This is a genomic window from Vibrio sp. R10-SF1-ISO8, assembly GCF_059833805.1.
The window spans coordinates 24,697-42,475 of record NZ_JCBDHL010000008.1; the positions used below are offsets into that span (position 1 = coordinate 24,697).

Consider the following 17,779-nt stretch of genomic DNA (forward strand, 5'->3'; position numbering starts at 1 on the left):
ATCAATAAGCGCTACAGCTTAATGAACTTTGGAAGGAGACATATCATGAGCAAGCTTATTAAAAACATCACAGCATTTATGAAAGACGAAGAAGGTTTGACAGTTGTTGAGTACGTTGTAGGTGCAGGCCTACTCGTTGCAGGATTAGCGGGTATTTTTGGCACATTCAGTACAACCCTAGAAACTGAGCTTGGCACTGTATTTGCTGATGAATAGCCGAGAGTACAAGGTAAAAGTATCACCTCTCAATCGATAGTTTATGACCCATAGTGAGCCCACTATGGGTCTTTTGTGCTAGGGAGCATAAGGAGGTTTTTGTGTCTGTATCAGATTTTTTAAAGGATGAAGAAGGACTTACCGTCGTTGAATATGTAGTGGGGGCTGGTCTGATAGTTGTCGGCTTTGCTGGTTTATTTGTTGCGTTTAGAGGAATACTAACTGCCGAATTTGCGACTATATTTAACTAATAATAAAGCCTTATTACGGAGCGGTTAAATGGATGTATTAGTTTGGGTCGTCTTATTTGCAGTAGCCGTTTCTGATGCTAAGGAACATAGAATTCCTAATACTTTTTTATTAACGATTATTGTTATTGTTTTCATAAACAATGCTTTCGTTGTCGGTGATTTTTCTCTTTTAGCATGGTCTTTATTTAGTGGTATTACTTGTTTTATATGCGCCTTGATTCTTTACTTATTAAAAGTTATGGCTCCTGGGGACGTAAAACTAATGGGAGTAGTCGGCTTTTGGTTAGGTAGTGAGCACACGTTAAATGCTGTGTTTTGGATTGCAGTTTCTAGCGTAATGATAGGGTTGTTGTACGCACTTCAGAGAATGGCGCAAAGCCCAGAACAAACTAAAGTACTAATAAAAAAATACTCGATCTTTGCATTGTATGGCGTTTCTTCTACTAAAGCTCTAGGTGAGAAAAGAAGCATGGACGAGCGCTACAGAATGCCATTTGCTCCAGTCGTAGTCGTAGGAGTAGCACTTTCTCAGTATTTTTAAGCACTTACCTTGATGAGACAAGGAGTCTCTATGGTTCAGTCGACAGTTCAAGCAAAGCATAGGGTAGAACTTACACCTCAAGCCTCCGCACCCTCTGTACCGGTTTCTTTTGATGCTTTGGAATTACCTAAAGCCGTTGTCGAGAATCTGCTTCTTAAACACCTCGCAGCATACCCCAAATCTGACATTCTTCACCTGACCAAGTTGATGTGTATTAACAGCCACATGATTGAAGATATGCTCAGCGACCTGAGAGCTAAGTCCCAAGTTGAAGTGTATCAAGCACAGGGTTCAGGTTTCGCTGCCTCCTCTGCTGGCAACATACGTTATGGTCTCTCAGAACAAGGTATGCAGGAAGCGGATACTGCTTTTGCCAAAGATGCTTACCTAGGTCCCGTCCCGGTTTCTTTAACTAGTTACGATGCGATGGTCAAGTCTCAGGATGTAAGAGCAAAAATGGTCAATCGCCAAGATGTTACTTATGCCTTAGAGGAAGTACTTGGTGCTGAGAGAATGACTGGTGTTTTAGGTCCGGCAATAAACTCGGGCAGAGCGCTGCTTCTTTATGGCGATGCAGGTACTGGTAAAACGTTTGTTGCGACTCGTTTACTGAATTCTCTTAATACGTCTGTCTATGTTCCTTATGCTGTCTATGCAGCGGGAAACATCATCAAAGTATTTTCTCCCCAGCACCACAAACGGGTTAGAAGTGCTGAAAATCAGTCCATAACATTTAAAGAACAGTTTGACCGTCGATGGTGTCTATGTGAGCGACCCAGTATCCAAGTTGGTGGTGAGTTGACCATGGATATGCTTGAGGTCAACCACAGTGAGCATAACCGAGTTTGGATGGCCCCTCTCCAAATGATGGCAAATAATGGCATTTTCATCATTGATGACTTGGGTCGTCAAACTATGCCTGTTGCTACATTGCTTAACCGCTGGATAGTACCGATGGAGTACTTCTATGATTATCTATCACTGCCAAATGGACAACAAATCACGATTCCATTTATTTTAACTCTGGCCTTTTCTACGAACTTAGATCCGGAAAAGATCAGTGACCCCGCTTTTTTACGTCGATTAGGCTACAAAATTCAATTTGGTCCTTTATTGGAAACAGAGTATCGCCAATTGTGGGACCAATTTTCTAAAGGTCGTCAGCTTGAGCTTGCTGACGACTGCATACCATCACTTTTAGAGTTACATCGTCAGCATAGCGTTGGCTTTTATCCTTGTATTCCAAAGGATTTAGTAGGTATCAGCCGAGATATTATAGTTTTCGAAGAAGTTGCCCCGGTCATTACCTCCGAGATCGTCTGCCGCGCATGGGAAGTTTATTTTACTGCTGATGGCAAAGGAGGAGGTGCTCGATGAGTCGAAACCAAGTGATCTTACTATTTTTACTCTCTATTGCATTTGGACTTGGAGCGGTTTTTTTTGCCAAGCAGTGGATGGATCGGCAACTGACACCACAAACCGAAGTTGAAGTGGTCGAACGTGAGCCTGTAATTGTGGCTGCCCAAGAGATACCGGCTGGCAGCGTTATTGAAGAACAACATATTAGCTCAAAACTGATCGAAGTATCTTGGCGAGATGATTCGCAGTTTGATTCTGGAGAAGAGCTGCTTGGACAGGTTGCTGCGACAACTATTTACCCAGGGGAAGTTGTTAACCGGAATCGGCTAGCCAACTCTGGAGAAGGTTCAACGCTAGCGGCACTGATACCAGAGAGCAAGAGAGCCGTTACGATACGAGTGAATGATGTTATTGGTGTTGCGGGTTTCTTATTACCCGGCAACAGAGTTGATGTGCTGAATACCATTAGCTATAGCGCGACATCAGCAACAACCCTAACTGTTTTAAAAGACATTAGAGTATTAGCGGTAGACCAAACCGCCAGAACTAAAGAAAACAAACCCATTATTGTTAGAGCAGTGACTTTAGAAGTGTCACCAAGAGAAGCTGAGAAGCTTTTATCAGCGCAAAGTAAGGGGGAGATTCAACTCGCCCTTCGCAATCCTCACGAAGAGGAGAAGCCTGTTAAAAGATACGTTGCACCAAGTGTCACCATCCTTAAAGGCACAGAGAAAAGCAACATCAGAGTCAAGGATTGAGGTGAGCTATGCGTAAGATAATCATACTAATAAGTGTTTTTTTATTGAGTACGTTACATGTACATAGCGCGACTCAATCGGGAAAAGTGGTTAAGGTGCCACATCATAAATCAACTCATGTCACTTTAGCGGGTAAAGCAAAACGCGTTTCTTTAGGCGACCCAGAAGTGCTTGATATTGTGATGCTTAAATCAAACGAAGTGTTCTTAATTGGTAAAAAACTAGGCTCAACCAACTTGATGGCTTGGGACAGTCGAGGCCAGTTGATTGAATCGATCAATATTGAAGTCACCCATGACTTGAATAGCCTAAAAGCTAAACTATTTGAGTTTTTACCTAATGAACAGATCGAAGTTCACAGTGCTCAGAATCGTTTGATCCTAAGTGGGCAAATCAGTAACCAAGCGGCAATGAATATCGCATTGCGAGTCGCAGAGACTTACGCTGTAGGGCAAGAGGCTGATGAAGCGAAAGAGTCCTTGAGTGAGCAAACGTCTCAAACTGGAGTGATTAACCTAATGACCATAGGTGGTGCGCAACAAGTGCTACTTGAAGTCACCGTTGCTGAAGTGCAAAGAAGCCTAGTGCGTAAGTTTGATGCAAACTTTCAGTTTTTGCAGCAAAGCGGCAATTTTTCTTGGGGAGGAACGTCAGCAGGCGGTTCTTTACCGACATTGCCAGGAAGTCCAGGCTCTGTGACTCCTGTATTTAACGCACCCGCTATAGATACGACAGGCTTATTGGGCTCTTTTATTGACAGTAATACCCTCTTCTCATTTGCGTTAGATATTGCTAAACAAAATGGAACCGCCAAGGTCTTGGCAGAGCCGAATTTAACCGCGCTCAGTGGTGCTAAAGCTGAATTCTTAGCCGGTGGTGAGTTCCCAATACCGGTACCCGATAAGGATGGAATTACCATTGCTTATAAGGAATATGGTGTTGGTCTCAAGTTTATCCCCACGGTGTTAAGCGATCAGAAAATTAATCTTAACTTGGCGATTGATGTGAGTGAAATCGCCAATACGTCATCTTTGGTATTAGACCCTAACTTTACTAACAGCACCTATATTATCCCACCTATTACCCGTCGTAGCGCATCTTCGACATTGGAAATGGCCGATGGTCAGACAATCGGTATTGCTGGCTTAATTAGTGAAAACGTTCGTGACATCGTTAATGAAATGCCGGGGTTTAGTGATATTCCTATCCTTGGTCAGATGTTCAATAGTCAAGAGTACATTTCAGGTGAAACTGAATTAGTTATTTTGGTCACTCCGCGATTAGCTAAACCTGTGGACCGCCGCCGTGTAACTCTTCCGACCGATTCATTTGTTGAGCCGAATGACTTTGAATATTACTTACTTGGGCGTGGTGCTTATATAGCTCCTGCAAACACGGCTAAGCCAAACGATAACACTGAGCCAGAATATGTTGACCATACCAAAGGTGGTACGGAAGGCACATTTGGACACAGTCTATAGGGGGCGACATGAAACATACGAAAGTAATTACAGGTGTGATTTTTCTATCTCTACTGCTCTTTGGGTGTGTCAATAATGCAGAGCGGTTGGGTGGCCATGTGGCGAAACTGACAAAAGAACAAACGTACAACCCTAATGCAACTCAGGACAATTTAGGGGTTATTCCGACCGGTAGTGGTGAACGAATGGAAGGTGCTTATCAAGTTTATACTGGTAAACAAGATGCAGAGCTAACAGGTAGTGATAGTCAGTTTTTGGAAAGTGATAGTTCTAAACGTTGAACACTTAACTCGCGTCCTGCTGATAGACGTGCAGCTTAAACATTCGTTAGTTGTGTGTTAACTCTGACAGATGATGATGTGTTTCCTACAATTAGTTATGTAAGAGCAAGAGTGGTGATTTTTAATTATCAATACACAGGGTTATTGAGTTTCATCAACTTAACAGGGGTGTTGGCTGTTCCTGAGTTTGAAACGATTCGACCGAGAGAAAAATTAGGTCATCACCGAACATCGGATGGCAACAGTAGTAGTTCAAATTGCTAGGAGGCAAATATGGGAGAGGCTGTGAAGATAACGCCAAATGGAAGTGCTCCGCTAAGATTAAAAACCAATCTTACGATTTGGGTGTTCTACTCGTCTGACTCTTTTCATTTGCATATCAGTCACGAGCTTTCTAAATGCCAAAGCATCAGCTACGAAATGATCTCTTTTCATGGGCTAGTTGTTGCTAATTTAGCCCACTTTTCACCGCCAGACTTAATCTTCGTTGAAACGGGTCCCAACTGGGCGCAGAAAATTGTCGAACTGCAAAACTATGAAGCGCCTGAATCTAATGGTGATAATCATGAAGCTTCACTGATTGTATTTGGCAATGAGAATGACAATGGCGCACTGAAGATCTCTTTGCGTATCGGGGCGGCAGACTTCGTTTCGAATACCGCACAGATTGAAGAGCTAATTCCGCTACTTAAAAATGTGGCTGAAGAAAAAGTCGCAAGCCGTAATTTGGGTGAATTGCTGGTGTTTATGAATACCAAAGGTGGTTCTGGGGCATCAACCATTGCACTCAATTCTGCAATTAAATTGGCAAATCGAAATCCTGAAAAAGTATTATTGCTCGACTTAGATCTTCAATTTGGTGTGGTGAATGACTACTTGAGTTTAAACCCAACATATAGCATGACTGACGCTCTAGCCAACGTCTCCGATTTAGATGAGGTCGCATTAGGCACATTCGTCACTAAGCATTCCAGTGGCTTGCATATTCTTTCTTTCAAACGAGAGAACAGCCATGAAAACTACGAAAAAGCCAAGTACTTAAATAAGTTGATGCCCTTACTGCGAGAACATTATCCTTATGTGATTGTCGATCTTTCGCGAGGGTTAGATCGTCTATTTGCTCCTGTGTTGGCACCTGCGACCAAAGTTTACCTGATCGCGCAACAAAACTTAGTCGCGATTAAAAACACCACCCAAATGATCAAGCTATTGTCGTTTGAATTCGGTATTAGCAAAGAACAGCTAGAAATTGTGATTAACCGCTATGAGAAGCGTCAGTCCATTCGACTCAAAGATATTAAAGGAACTGTTGGTGATATTTCTCTTCATGTCATTCCAAATGAGTTCAAAGTGGCATTAGAAAGTGCCAACTTAGGTCGTCCATTTATTGAAGCCAAAAAAAGCAGTTCGATTTCGAAATCAATTAGCCGCTTTGTAGAGTCTATTTCCCCACAGACTGAAGAGAAAAAAGGTTGGTTTAAGCGGTTATTCTCATAACTTCTCACTTACAGTGACAGAGAGCGATTATGTTTTTTAAAAGGAAAAATCTGAATCCTGAGTTGCAAGAAAAAGTGAATGCAGTAGAGCAACAACAAGACAATCTATCGAAAACGTCAGATTCAGATGCACAGACCGGAGTCATCTCGTCCCCATCTAACTCTTTCAAAGAACAGAAAATGTTAGAGACAGAGGCGAAAGAAAAGATCATAGAAGAGACTCGTAAGCAATTGACGCTTGAGCAGGAAGTAAAGCGTTATTACCACCAAAGATTGCTTGAAACATTAGACCTTGGACTTTTGGCAAGTTTAGAACCAGAAAGAGCAAAAGCTGATCTACATGATGCCATCGTTCAGTTGATGGCTGAGGATCAGACACATGCGTTGAGTGCGGAAGGGCGTAAACGTGTTATCCAACAGATTGAAGACGAAGTGTTTGGTCTTGGGCCTTTGGAACCGTTACTTCACGATGCGACCGTCTCTGATATTTTGGTCAATGGTCCCAAGCATGTATTTGTTGAAAGACGCGGTAAGCTTGAGCTTACTCCTTATACATTTCTTGATGAACGACACTTGCGCAATATTATCGATCGCATTGTAAGCCAGGTGGGGCGTCGTATCGATGAAGCGTCACCTATGGTCGATGCGCGTTTGGCTGACGGTTCACGTGTTAATGCGATCATTCCCCCATTAGCTTTAGATGGTTCTTCCGTCTCTATTCGTCGTTTTGCGGTTGAAAAGCTCAACATGGATAACTTGCTTGACTTCAACTCGCTTTCTCCAGAGATGGCTCAATTTGTCGAAGCGGCGGTGAACGGTGCTTTGAACGTGTTGATTTCGGGTGGTACAGGTTCAGGTAAAACCACCACTTTGAATATCTTTTCCAACTTTATCCCGTCAGATGATCGTATCGTGACGATTGAAGACTCGGCAGAGCTTCAGTTGCAACAGCCTCATGTTGTGCGTCTAGAGACTCGCCCTGCAAACCTTGAAGGTAAAGGAGAGATCACACAGCGAGATTTAGTCAAAAACTCACTGCGGATGAGACCTGATCGCATTGTGCTTGGGGAGGTGCGTGGCGCTGAAGCGGTTGATATGCTCGCGGCCATGAATACCGGTCACGATGGATCTCTAGCGACGATTCACGCCAATACGCCGCGAGACGCACTTTCAAGGGTAGAAAACATGTTTGCCATGGCAGGGTGGAACATGTCGGCCAAGAACCTGCGCTCACAGATAGCATCCGCGATTCATTTGGTGGTTCAAATGGAACGTCAAGAAGATGGCAAACGGCGCATGGTTAGCATTTGTGAAATTAATGGCATGGAAGGCGAGATCATTACCATGTCTGAACTGTTCCGTTTTAATCGCCAAGGGATGGATGAAGAAGGTAATGTTCGAGGTTATTACACAGCGACTGGAGTCGTACCTCAATGTCATGACCAACTATCGAAAAAAGGCATGCACCTTCCATTCGACATTTTTAATGAGACATTCTTATAAGGGGGCGTTATGCAGCAGGATGCGACGTTATTCTTTATTTTACTTTTCTTTGCTGTGGTGTTTATTTCCCAAGCATTGATACTTCCTGCTGCTGGTAGCAAAGCCAAGCACAAAGAATTGTCTCAGCGACTGAAAGAGTCTCAAGCTGGCCTCGATGAAGAAGCTCGCTCTTTGTTACAAGAGCACTACGTTAAAAGCTTAACTCCGCTTGATAGAAAACTGGTTAAGATTGAAACTTTCTCTTCCTTAAAGAAAATGATAGAGCTGTCAGGTTACGACTGGAGTCTTACTCAAACACTTACTGTTACTTTTTTATTTTCGACGATAGTCTTCGTCACGACCTTAATATTCAAGCAACCGATTTACATTGGGCTTGTCGCCGCTGTTGGTATTTGGTTCATACTCTACTTCTGGTTGAATAAAAAGATTTCAGATCGATTAGCGGCATTCGAGGAGCAGCTTCCTGAAGCGCTCGATATTATGCGCCGAATGCTTCAGGCTGGTCAGCCAGTCACTCAGGCATTCAACGAGGTTGGTAATGAAATGCCAGCACCCATCGGAGTAGAGTTTAAAAACACCTTTAACTTACTTAATTATGGTTACGATATGCGCATGGCTATTATGCAGATGGCAGAGCGTACCCCCACCGTTTCCATGCTTGCTTTTTCTAGTGCCGTACTTCTGCAAAAGGAAACGGGAGGAAACCTTTCTGAGAACTTAGAGAAAGTGTCTAAGGTGCTACGTTCTCGTTTCAAGCTACAGCGTAAGATTAAAACTTTGTCGGCTGAAAGTCGTTTATCAGCATGGATACTTGTCCTTTCCCCCTTTATTTTGTTTGTTTTCATGTCGTTCATAAATCCTGAGTATGTGGAACCACTTTACAGAGATCCACGAGGGTTAGATTTAGTGAGTGGTGGCATAGTGAGTCTATTTATTGGCTCGATGTGGATAAGAAAAATAATCAACTTTGAGGTGTAACTATGGAAGACCTCATTAATCAACTCAATGCTTTTCAAATAGACGAACAAACTGTTTTTTTAGTTTTCATACTCATTGCGACAGTGGTGATCATCTTTACTCTTTTTATGCTCTTATTGGGATCTAAATCCCCCATCACTCTAAAACTAGAAGAGATCCGCAAAAGTACAGGAAGCGAAAAACTTAAGAAGAGCCGTCGTTTAGATAATACTTTGGAGTCATTGGCACCAGTAATGCAGCCTGCCAATAGTAAGGAAAGTGAGAGTATTCGAAGTAAATTAATGCATGCTGGTTACCATGATGCGAGTGCGATTACTATATTTTATGCTTTCAAAGGTATATCAATCATTTTTGGTTTAGCGGTTGCCGCATTTCTTTTCTTTTTCTTGCCGGAAGTAACACAGCTAAACCTATTGATGATAGTCAGTGTCGCTATTGGTTTATATACACCTAATATCGCGCTCAACTATATGGTGGATAAACGCCAGTCTCTGATTCGTGGTGGGGTGCCCGATGCGCTAGATCTGCTGGTGGTTTGTACAGAATCAGGTTTAGGCTTTGGAGCGGCATTGCGTCGGGTGGCTGATGAGCTAATGATTTCTCACCCTGATTTTGCTGATGAGCTTGATACGGTCTGTGCAAAAATTAAAGCGGGTGTGGAAATGTCTGATGCCTTTAGTGAGTTGGTCGAACGCACAGGTGTAAAAGAGATTGCGGGTCTTGTTACCATGCTGTCTCATGCTTCTCGAATTGGTGGTAGCTTGTCGCAAACTTTGCGTGAATATACGGAAGACTTCCGTGATAAGCGTAATCAAGAGGTGGAAGAGATTGCGGCTAAAATACCGACTAAAATGATATTCCCGCTTCTAATTTTCATCTGGCCTTGCTTTTTTATTGTCGCAATAGGCCCTTCAATGCTGTCGTTAACTTCGACCTTAGGGAATTAAGGACTCGTTATGAATGGATTACGTTATTTAGTACTGTTAGCTAGCATTGTGCTGCTTTCAGCGTGTGCGAGCAAGGAGCCATCTCTTGATACCTCTCTGTATGACGGACGGCCCATCGATACGCTTTCATTAGAGGAACCACCGAAAACTGAAAAAGAGGCGATTCAACGCGGTGATATTGCCTTGAGTTCGGGCAACTCTGATCTCGCTTTGTATGAATATATTCGCTCGCTGGCGTTTGAAAACGGGCAATTCAGAGATAGGGCGCTGTTTAATATTGGCCGTATTCATCAGTCGCGAAACAACTTGGCGTTGGCAGAAAAGGCCTACTTGATTGCTATTGAAGAGAACCCCAACAATATCAAAGTCCTTGAACAACTAGGCATTCTTTATAGTCGTAATGGCGATATTGAGCAAGGTCGCAGTTACTTCCTGCGTGCGGTCAATGCTGACCAGTTAAGGTTCAATAATGGAGATACGCTAGAAAGTGAAGATTTGATGACGGTGAAATCTGTTGCCAATCTTAAGGTTGACCAGCATTCACCTGAGTACGCATTTATGGGGTTAGGAGTAGCGGCAGATTTAGATAAGCAGCACGAGTTAGCACAGGCATTTTACAAACAGGCTTTAAGCATTGAGCCAGAGTCGGTCAAAACTCTCACCAATGTCGGCTATTCATTCTATATGTCTGGAGATTATCGTAAGGCGCAGCGTTTCGTATTGCAGGCGCTCGATATAGACCCTGACAACGAGAAAGCACTGAATAACTTGGCACTTGTTTACCTAGGGAAAGGTGAGATCAATCGGGCACTTAATGTTTTCTCACAGCATATGGATAAGTCTGAGGCGTTAAATAACGTCGGCTACTTTCTCACCCTGCAAGGTAAACCTGATAAGGCAATCCCTTACCTTCAACAAGCGATTAATACCAAATCGACTTACTACAAAGTTGCGAATGAGAACCTAGAAAAAGCATTGGCCATGGTTAGAGAAGAGAAAGCTAAACAAGAGCAATAAAAAAAGGGAGAGCACTGGCTCTCCCTTGTTAATTTCTATGTGCTTTTGGGCTAAGCGATGTAGCCTGTTGCTAAGCCCGCTAGCATAAAGAAGGCGACCATCCAAACAATCGGCAGCTTCTGTTGCTTGAGTAAATAGAAACCGACCAGAACGAGCGAGATATCAAGTGGATTGATTACTGCGCTAGTAAATACCGGTTGGTATAACGCAGCGACCAGCAAACCAACGACCGCAGCATTCACTCCGTTGACAGCGCCAGAGACTTTGTGATTTTTAGCCAGTGATTGCCAATTCTTTAGTACTCCAAGTAGCAACAAGAAGCCCGGTAAGAACACCGCTAATGTTGCTATCAATGCACCCGCAATTGGAGCTGAAGGCATCAACTCGTAACCTATGTAAGTCGCAAAGGTAAACATAGGTCCAGGCACCGCTTGCGCTGCTGCATAGCCAGTAAGGAAAGCATCTTGGCTTAGCTGATCACCGACGATGTTTTGTAGCAGTGGCAGAACCACATGACCGCCACCGAAGACTAAACTGCCCGCTTGGAAAAAGTCATTGAATAGCCCAAGTGCAGGCAATGCTTGCGCCGCAAACGGCAGCCCAACAAGTAAAGCAACAAACAGGGCGAGAGGGGCAATAGAAGGCTCAAATTTGCGGGTGCTCTGCGCGTCGTCATTCCCCAGACATTTCACGCCGATTAAGGCCGCGACAATCAACACGCCCATTTGGGTCGCAATACCAGGTAAAAGTAATAGCGCTACAGCCGTCATTAAACACAATGCGACAGATAGCTTCTCTTTACAGAAGTTTTTGTACATTCCCCAAGTGGCATCGGCAACCACTACAACCGCGAGCAGTTTTAAACCATGGACAATATTTTGGAACGCACTCGCCTCTGTGAGTTGGCTACTCAGCACTGCGAGCGCCAACATAATGATGACAGACGGTAAGGTAAAGCCGATAAACGCCATACACGCACCGCCAAGACCACCACGTTTGTAACCTAAGGCAAAGCCTACTTGGCTCGAACCTGGGCCGGGTAAGAACTGGCTCAGCGCAACAATTTGCGCGTACTCTTTGTCATCTAGCCAGTTGAGCTTTTCAACAAAGGTATTTCTGAAATAGCCAATATGCGCTGCAGGACCGCCAAAGCTAATCCAGCCAAGCATAAAGAAGGTTTTAAAAATCGACAGCATGGTTAGGTTTACTCTTTTGCTAGGTTAATAGACCTTAAATAGTGCCAATAATGTACGCAATGAACTAAAATGACTCAAATTGATAGTCTTAATACAAACTATGAATCAAATGGGATTGGGTGATTGAAAGAGTTTAATTGGAAAGGGGTCGACCTCAATTTGCTGGTGGCTTTTCAAGCCTTGTTTCAGACCAACAGTGTCAGTGCGGCCGCAGAGCAGTGCTTTGTTAGCCAGTCGGCAATGAGCCACACCTTACAAAGAATGCGTGTGCTGTTTGATGATCCTCTGTTTGAGAGGGTTGGAGCGAAAATGGAGCCCACGCAACATGCTCAGGAGATAGCTCCGACAATCGACAGGTTGTTGGGCAGTATCAAGAACGACTTGCTAGTTAAGAAGCATTTCACAGCCAATGGCTATTCGGGAGTGTGGAAAATAGGTTTAACTGATTATGCAGAGCAGCTTTTTGCCCCAGCCCTGTATGATGCGATCAAGCAGCAGTCACCCAACTCGCAAGTAAGCTTTTTCAACGTCAACCGCAGCAACTATGTTGAGATTGCAGAGAGCGAAGGTTTGGACGTCGTGATTGGTAGCATTGAAAACCTTAACCGTCGTTTCCTCTCTGAGCACCTCTATACCGAGCAACATCTCTGTTTGTTTGATCCTCACTCCGTGACCACGAATGAACCGATGAGCCTTGAAGACTTTGTGGGCTATGAGCATGCGCTCGTTAGTCCAGATGGTAGCTTACAAACTCAGGTTGATAAGCGCCTCGCTAAGTTAGGTTATGAACGCAGAGTTGGGGTAGCGTCGCGAAACTTTCTAACGATTCGACGTTTGTTACTCGGGCGAGAGCTGTTATGTATTGTGCCCAAACGTTTTGCCGAGATGGAAATGTACAGCCATGGTCTGCAAGCTATTTCGAGCCCAATAGAGATTCCAGACTTTGATATTCGCTTACTGTTCTTAAAGGCGAATCAGTATGAAGAGAAAAGTATTTGGATAAGAAGGGTAGTGGCTTCAGTCGTCAATTAGTGGCTGAAGTTCTCTCAGCCACTTTGACATCTTTGATCGGTTTATTCGACCCGCAGGCCATTAGCATCAAATAGGTGGCAATCTGATGCTTTGCAGCTTAGCTCCATTTGCTGGAACTTAGACACCTCTTGGTCACCGGGCAGATGAACTTTGAAGCCATCGACACCACATGATTGGCCGAACATGTAAGTACTATTACCCAAGCGCTCAACGACCTCACTTTGGAAGTTAAGGTGCACATCACCGGAAAGGTCAATTTCCAAATGCTCAGGGCGAATACCTAGAGTAAGAGTATCGCCTGCTGCTAGGTCTTGTTCCACGGCAGGCAAGGTAAACAATGAACCATCTTCGCTGACAAGCTTCAAGCCTTGCTCGTTCGAAGACTCAATTTTTGTCGGGATGAAGTTCATCTTAGGTGAGCCAATAAAGCCCGCCACAAATTCATTTTGTGGGTTATGGTAAAGCTCAAGGGGTGAACCCACTTGCTCAACACGCCCATCGCGCAGCACCACGATCTTATCTGCCAACGTCATTGCTTCGACCTGATCGTGAGTCACATAGATCATAGTGTTTTGCAGATCTTGATGCAGCTTGGCAATCTGCAAACGCATATCTACTCGCAGTTCGGCATCAAGGTTAGACAAAGGCTCATCAAATAAGAACACTTTCGGGTTGCGTACAATGGCACGACCAATAGCAACACGTTGGCGCTGACCACCAGACAGCTCTTTTGGCTTACGCTTTAGTAGATGATCAAGTTGCAGCGTTTTTGCGGCGCTATGGACTTGTTTTTCGATCTGCTCTTTCGGGTGGCCATTCATCTTCAAGCCAAAGCCCATGTTCTCTTCTACGGTCATATGTGGGTAGAGAGCATAAGATTGGAACACCATAGCAACGCCCCGTTCGGCAGGATCAATATCGTTCACCAGTTGGTTATCGATATGAATTTCACCGTCAGAGATCTCTTCAAGGCCTGCAACAAGTCGTAATAGCGTCGATTTACCGCAGCCCGATGGGCCAACGAAGACAACAAATTCACCATTCTCTATTTCTAGATCGACACCATGAATGGTTTGCACATCACCAAAACGCTTGATGACCTGTTTTAAGCTGATGTCAGCCATATCTACTCCTTGCCTTATGGCGCAAAAAACTCGTTTGATGAGCGAATTATGAGCGATAAATCACCGTTAGTTTCGCTTTGTTTATAAAACATACGCGTTTCATAGATTTTTGTTACCTGCTAACAAGGAATAGTTGATCACGATCATGGTTATTTTACGAAAATTGACCATTTTTGTGGAAACGTTTACAAAATTGATTTGTTAGTGTGTATTAAATCATCAGAGTTATTAATATATGAGTGTAGATTAGATAAAACTTCATCTTTTGGTCACTTTTCTTCTACTTTTACTAAAGTGTTTGAAACGTTCATAAACCGGAAGATGTGACAAGGAGTCACACAAAATGGAGCAATCTGTGAAAACGATATACCCAGAAAATCGTCTTCCTTCCGCAAGGCGTAAAGCAAGGGTAAGCGCAAAGCTCTCACCGTGGTTATTTTTAGCCCCAGCAATGGCGATCTTCGCTATTTATGTCATCTATCCAATTCTAGACAGTATCTGGCTTAGTTTTTACGAGTGGGATGGTTTAGGTGAGAAGGTATGGGTAGGTTTAGATAACTATCGCGAGTTGTTTGACTCTGAAGCTTTCTATACCTCTCTTAAGAACAATACCTTGTGGCTAGTCTTCTTTATGTTAGCCCCACCAATCGGTCTTGCTATCGCTCTATTCCTTAACCAGCAGGTAAAAGGAATCCGCGTGGTGAAGTCACTTTTCTTCTTCCCTTTTGTTATTTCACAAGTAGTGGTCGGTTTGGTGTTCGCGTGGTTTTACGATCCGTCGTTTGGCCTGTTTAACATGGTGCTGGGGTCATTTGGTGTAGAGCCAATTTCGATTCTTGCCAATGAAGACTACGTTACCTACGGCATCATTGCTGCCGGTCTATGGCCGCAAATCTCTTACTGCATGATTTTGTACCTCACAGGTTTGAACAACCTCGACCCAGAGCAAATTGAAGCCGCGCGTCTTGATGGGGCGAAAAAATGGCGCATGCTTTGGTACGTGGTGATCCCTCAGCTACGCCCGGCGACGTTTATTGCCATCGTTGTGACCGTGATTGGCGCTCTGCGTTCTTTTGACTTAGTCGCAACCATGACAGCAGGTGGTCCTTGGGGCAGCTCGACGGTACTGGCTTATCAAATGTATGAAGAGTCGATCTTTAACTATCGAATGGGTTATGGCGCATCGGTTTCTGTTGTGTTGTTCCTCATCATGGACGTGTATATCGCTTACTTCTTATGGCGTATGTTGAGGAGTGAAAAATAATGTACCCACAACCGATTCAAAAAGCAGGACGCTTTACCAACATTAGCTATCGCGTGGCATTGCCAATTTCTATTGTGATGTGGTTATTGCCTTTGATCGCCGTAATGATGACCTCAATCCGCGGCATTGAAGATATCAACACTGGTAACTACTGGGGTTGGCCGAGTGAATTCCAGTTCGTGGAAAACTACACTCAGGTGTTTACCTCGACGTCTATGGGCCAGTATCTGATTAACAGTTTATTGATTACCTTACCGGCTGTCGCTGGAGCAGTGACTCTATCTACTTTGGCAGGATTTGCGTTAGCTAAATACAAGTTCAAAGCCAATATCTGGATTTTTGCGATGTTTATTGCGGGCAACTTTGTGCCTTTCCAGATTCTAATGATTCCGGTACGTGACCTAACGATCAGCTTTGGTTTATACGATACCCACTGGGCGCTGATTTTCTTCCACGTCGCGTTCCAAGCCGGTTTTTGTACTCTGTTCATGCGTAACTTTATTGTCGGAATTCCAGATGCCTTGATCGAAGCTGCGCGTGTTGAAGGGGTAACCGAATGGAAGATCTTCTGGCATGTCGTATTACCACTCGTGCGCCCAGCATTGGCTGCGCTCGCGGTACTTGTATTCACTTTTATCTGGAATGACTACTTCTGGGCATTGGTTCTGGTGCAGAGCGATGAAGTGCGTCCGGTTACCGCGGGCCTAAGCTCACTCAAAGGCCAGTGGCTAGCATCTTGGCAGTTTATCTCTGCTGGCGCCATCGTCGCGGCGATTCCACCTGTTGTGTTGTTCTTTACCATGCAGCGCCATTTTATCGCAGGTTTAACACTCGGCGCGACAAAAGGTTAGTTTTCGCAGCAAGCCAACTTTATCCCTCACAGGTTGGCTAGCTCTTTTATGCAGTAAATAAATATAACAATTGGACCCATGAGCATAAGCTCACTAACAAGGACCTGAATATGAAATACGTGAAACATCTTGCTGCTTCCGCAATTCTCGGGGCAACATTATCTACCACCGCATGGGCGGGCACATTGGTCATTAACTCTGACCAAGCGGACCCAGCTCCTAAAGCTGCTTGGCAAGAGATTGTGAAGCGCTTTGAGGCAGAGAACCCAGACATTACAGTTGAGTACAACCTTTACGATAAAGAAGCCTACAAGACGACGATTCGTAACTGGTTGGTGACATCGCCACCAGATGTCGTGTTCTGGTATGCGGGCAACCGTATGAAAACGTTCGTAGATCGTGGTCTTTTTGAAGATGTGAGTGATATCTGGGCAGAAAACAACATGACTCAGGACTTTGCTGCGGCAGCGCCAGCGATGACGGTCAATGGTAAGCAATATGGTGTGCCTTACACTTACTACCAATGGGGCGTTTACTACCGCAAAGACCTGTTCGAAAAATATGGCATTGCAGAGCCTAAAACTTGGGAAGAGCTAAAAGCTGCCTCTGCAACGCTTAAACAAAATAAAGTCGCGCCGTTTGCTATCGGTACAAAGTACCTTTGGACAGCAGCAGGTTGGTTCGATTACATCAACCTACGTACTAATGGTTTAGCTTTCCATATCGATCTAATGGACGGCAAAATTCCTTACACCGATGAGCGTGTTAAGAAAACTTTTGCTAACTGGGCAGAACTTGTTGAGCCGGGCTACTTCCTAGAAAACCACGCGTCGTACTCATGGCAGGAAGCGCAGCCATTCCTATATAACGGTCAGGCGGCGATGTACCTGATTGGTAACTTCATCACACCAAACTTCCCAGCAGAGATGAAAGATAACATGGGCTTCTTCCAGTTCCCTGTCATCGACCCTGCAGTACCAGTCGCTGAAGATGCGCCAATGGATACGATTCATATTCCAAGCAAGGCGAAAAATAAAGCTGACGCGCGTAAATTCCTTGAGTTTGTCGCACAGGCTGAGATTCAGCAGTTAATTAACGAATCTATCCTACAGATCCCCACCAACAACAAAGCGCAAGCGGCTGACGACCCGTTCCTTAACAAGGGTGTTGCTATGCTAGCGTCTGCTGAAGGTACTGCTCAGTTCTATGATCGCGATACGGATCCTGCCATGGCCAAAGAAGGCATGAAAGGTTTCCAAGAGTTTATGGTTAAGCCTGAGCGTCTCGATAAGATTCTGAAGAAGCTAGAAAAAGTTCGTAAGCGTACTTTTAAATAAATCAAACTGTTCTTCCTTTGTTTATTGTTGTCGTTCCCTGTTTACCATGCCAGCGATAAGCAGAGGAGGACATCAATCGAGATGAGATTGATGTGTCCAATCTTGAGCGTTTCCTTACCAACAAGGGGCGCTTTTTTTCCTCTTATC

The 17,779-nt window shown here is 44.2% G+C and carries 18 protein-coding genes; 16 read left to right on the plus strand and 2 right to left on the minus strand.

The features are described 5' to 3' along the window. Positions 1–45: 45 nt before the first annotated feature. The 12 genes from AC6R00_RS03865 to AC6R00_RS03920 all read left to right on the plus strand — a co-directional run bounded on the left by AC6R00_RS03865 (position 46) and on the right by AC6R00_RS03920 (position 10,828). A complete protein-coding gene (locus AC6R00_RS03865; RefSeq protein WP_171382600.1) occupies positions 46–216 on the plus strand; it encodes a Flp family type IVb pilin in 171 nt (56 codons plus the stop codon). 101 nt (positions 217–317) lie between these two features. Further along, entirely contained in the window at positions 318–467 is a 150-nt protein-coding gene (locus tag AC6R00_RS03870; RefSeq protein WP_004747820.1) for a Flp family type IVb pilin, read from the plus strand. A gap of 28 nt (positions 468–495) precedes the next feature. Further along, positions 496–1,008, plus strand: coding sequence for an A24 family peptidase (locus AC6R00_RS03875; RefSeq protein WP_500639381.1), 513 nt, complete (start codon positions 496–498; stop codon positions 1,006–1,008). A 30-nt stretch (positions 1,009–1,038) separates the two neighbouring features. Beyond that, positions 1,039–2,385: an ATP-binding protein gene (locus AC6R00_RS03880; RefSeq protein WP_500639382.1), complete on the plus strand. Its 1,347-nt coding sequence runs from the start codon at positions 1,039–1,041 to the stop codon at positions 2,383–2,385. Further along, positions 2,382–3,125, plus strand: coding sequence for a Flp pilus assembly protein CpaB (gene cpaB / locus AC6R00_RS03885; RefSeq protein WP_239826453.1), 744 nt, complete (start codon positions 2,382–2,384; stop codon positions 3,123–3,125). Before AC6R00_RS03880 ends, cpaB begins: the two co-directional genes overlap by 4 nt. A gap of 8 nt (positions 3,126–3,133) precedes the next feature. Continuing rightward, positions 3,134–4,606, plus strand: coding sequence for a type II and III secretion system protein family protein (locus AC6R00_RS03890; RefSeq protein ID WP_500639383.1), 1,473 nt, complete (start codon positions 3,134–3,136; stop codon positions 4,604–4,606). A gap of 8 nt (positions 4,607–4,614) precedes the next feature. Then, on the plus strand, positions 4,615–4,887 hold the full coding sequence (locus tag AC6R00_RS03895) for a hypothetical protein (protein ID WP_486794578.1): 273 nt from the start codon (positions 4,615–4,617) through the stop codon (positions 4,885–4,887). Between the two features lie 273 nt (positions 4,888–5,160). Beyond that, positions 5,161–6,384 (plus strand): AAA family ATPase, encoded by a 1,224-nt coding sequence (locus AC6R00_RS03900; protein ID WP_500639384.1) that lies wholly within the window; start codon positions 5,161–5,163, stop codon positions 6,382–6,384. Between the two features lie 29 nt (positions 6,385–6,413). Beyond that, positions 6,414–7,886, plus strand: a complete 1,473-nt coding sequence (locus AC6R00_RS03905; RefSeq protein ID WP_500639385.1) for a TadA family conjugal transfer-associated ATPase — start codon at positions 6,414–6,416, stop codon at positions 7,884–7,886. A gap of 9 nt (positions 7,887–7,895) precedes the next feature. After that, positions 7,896–8,864, plus strand: a complete 969-nt coding sequence (locus tag AC6R00_RS03910; protein WP_239826446.1) for a type II secretion system F family protein — start codon at positions 7,896–7,898, stop codon at positions 8,862–8,864. Positions 8,865–8,866: 2 nt separating this feature from the next. Beyond that, positions 8,867–9,811, plus strand: a complete 945-nt coding sequence (locus AC6R00_RS03915; RefSeq protein ID WP_500639386.1) for a type II secretion system F family protein — start codon at positions 8,867–8,869, stop codon at positions 9,809–9,811. Positions 9,812–9,820: 9 nt separating this feature from the next. Beyond that, positions 9,821–10,828 carry a tetratricopeptide repeat protein gene (locus AC6R00_RS03920; protein WP_500639387.1) on the plus strand — a complete coding sequence of 336 codons (1,008 nt, stop codon included), beginning with the start codon at positions 9,821–9,823 and terminating at the stop codon, positions 10,826–10,828. A 50-nt stretch (positions 10,829–10,878) separates the two neighbouring features. Here the strand turns inward: AC6R00_RS03920 and chrA are convergent, their stop codons facing one another. Then, a complete protein-coding gene (gene chrA, locus AC6R00_RS03925) occupies positions 10,879–12,024 on the minus strand; it encodes a chromate efflux transporter (RefSeq protein ID WP_500639388.1) in 1,146 nt (381 codons plus the stop codon). Between the two features lie 123 nt (positions 12,025–12,147). Between chrA and AC6R00_RS03930 the strand changes: the two genes are divergently transcribed. After that, positions 12,148–13,056 (plus strand): LysR family transcriptional regulator, encoded by a 909-nt coding sequence (locus AC6R00_RS03930; RefSeq protein WP_500639389.1) that lies wholly within the window; start codon positions 12,148–12,150, stop codon positions 13,054–13,056. A gap of 41 nt (positions 13,057–13,097) precedes the next feature. On the opposite strand, the gene AC6R00_RS03935 is transcribed toward AC6R00_RS03930, so the two are convergent. After that, a complete protein-coding gene (locus AC6R00_RS03935) occupies positions 13,098–14,180 on the minus strand; it encodes an ABC transporter ATP-binding protein (protein ID WP_500639390.1) in 1,083 nt (360 codons plus the stop codon). Positions 14,181–14,631: 451 nt separating this feature from the next. On the opposite strand from AC6R00_RS03935, the gene AC6R00_RS03940 reads away from it, so the two are divergent. The 3 genes from AC6R00_RS03940 (at position 14,632) to AC6R00_RS03950 (ending at position 17,632) form a co-directional block, all read left to right on the plus strand. Further along, positions 14,632–15,444: a carbohydrate ABC transporter permease gene (locus tag AC6R00_RS03940; protein WP_417801472.1), complete on the plus strand. Its 813-nt coding sequence runs from the start codon at positions 14,632–14,634 to the stop codon at positions 15,442–15,444. Further along, positions 15,444–16,295: a carbohydrate ABC transporter permease gene (locus AC6R00_RS03945; protein WP_500639391.1), complete on the plus strand. Its 852-nt coding sequence runs from the start codon at positions 15,444–15,446 to the stop codon at positions 16,293–16,295. The genes AC6R00_RS03940 and AC6R00_RS03945 overlap by 1 nt, the downstream gene beginning before the upstream one ends. A gap of 110 nt (positions 16,296–16,405) precedes the next feature. Further along, the gene (locus tag AC6R00_RS03950) at positions 16,406–17,632 is read left to right on the plus strand and encodes an ABC transporter substrate-binding protein (RefSeq protein WP_500639392.1); all 1,227 of its coding nucleotides are present in this window, start codon (positions 16,406–16,408) and stop codon (positions 17,630–17,632) included. Positions 17,633–17,779 lie beyond the last annotated feature (147 nt).

What these genes read in the sequence shown, in the direction of transcription:
- AC6R00_RS03945 (WP_500639391.1), top strand. Translation starts at nt 15,444, where the DNA reads ATGTACCCACAACCGATTCAAAAAGCAGGACGCTTTACCAACATTAGC.
- AC6R00_RS03905 (WP_500639385.1), top strand. Translation starts at nt 6,414, where the DNA reads ATGTTTTTTAAAAGGAAAAATCTGAATCCTGAGTTGCAAGAAAAAGTG.
- AC6R00_RS03880 (WP_500639382.1), top strand. Translation starts at nt 1,039, where the DNA reads ATGGTTCAGTCGACAGTTCAAGCAAAGCATAGGGTAGAACTTACACCT.
- AC6R00_RS03865 (WP_171382600.1), top strand. Translation starts at nt 46, where the DNA reads ATGAGCAAGCTTATTAAAAACATCACAGCATTTATGAAAGACGAAGAA.
- AC6R00_RS03875 (WP_500639381.1), top strand. Translation starts at nt 496, where the DNA reads ATGGATGTATTAGTTTGGGTCGTCTTATTTGCAGTAGCCGTTTCTGAT.
- AC6R00_RS03890 (WP_500639383.1), top strand. Translation starts at nt 3,134, where the DNA reads ATGCGTAAGATAATCATACTAATAAGTGTTTTTTTATTGAGTACGTTA.
- AC6R00_RS03950 (WP_500639392.1), top strand. Translation starts at nt 16,406, where the DNA reads ATGAAATACGTGAAACATCTTGCTGCTTCCGCAATTCTCGGGGCAACA.
- AC6R00_RS03915 (WP_500639386.1), top strand. Translation starts at nt 8,867, where the DNA reads ATGGAAGACCTCATTAATCAACTCAATGCTTTTCAAATAGACGAACAA.
- chrA (WP_500639388.1), bottom strand. Translation starts at nt 12,024, where the DNA reads ATGCTGTCGATTTTTAAAACCTTCTTTATGCTTGGCTGGATTAGCTTT.
- AC6R00_RS03920 (WP_500639387.1), top strand. Translation starts at nt 9,821, where the DNA reads ATGAATGGATTACGTTATTTAGTACTGTTAGCTAGCATTGTGCTGCTT.
- AC6R00_RS03910 (WP_239826446.1), top strand. Translation starts at nt 7,896, where the DNA reads ATGCAGCAGGATGCGACGTTATTCTTTATTTTACTTTTCTTTGCTGTG.
- AC6R00_RS03900 (WP_500639384.1), top strand. Translation starts at nt 5,161, where the DNA reads ATGGGAGAGGCTGTGAAGATAACGCCAAATGGAAGTGCTCCGCTAAGA.
- AC6R00_RS03895 (WP_486794578.1), top strand. Translation starts at nt 4,615, where the DNA reads ATGAAACATACGAAAGTAATTACAGGTGTGATTTTTCTATCTCTACTG.
- cpaB (WP_239826453.1), top strand. Translation starts at nt 2,382, where the DNA reads ATGAGTCGAAACCAAGTGATCTTACTATTTTTACTCTCTATTGCATTT.
- AC6R00_RS03935 (WP_500639390.1), bottom strand. Translation starts at nt 14,180, where the DNA reads ATGGCTGACATCAGCTTAAAACAGGTCATCAAGCGTTTTGGTGATGTG.
- AC6R00_RS03940 (WP_417801472.1), top strand. Translation starts at nt 14,632, where the DNA reads ATGGCGATCTTCGCTATTTATGTCATCTATCCAATTCTAGACAGTATC.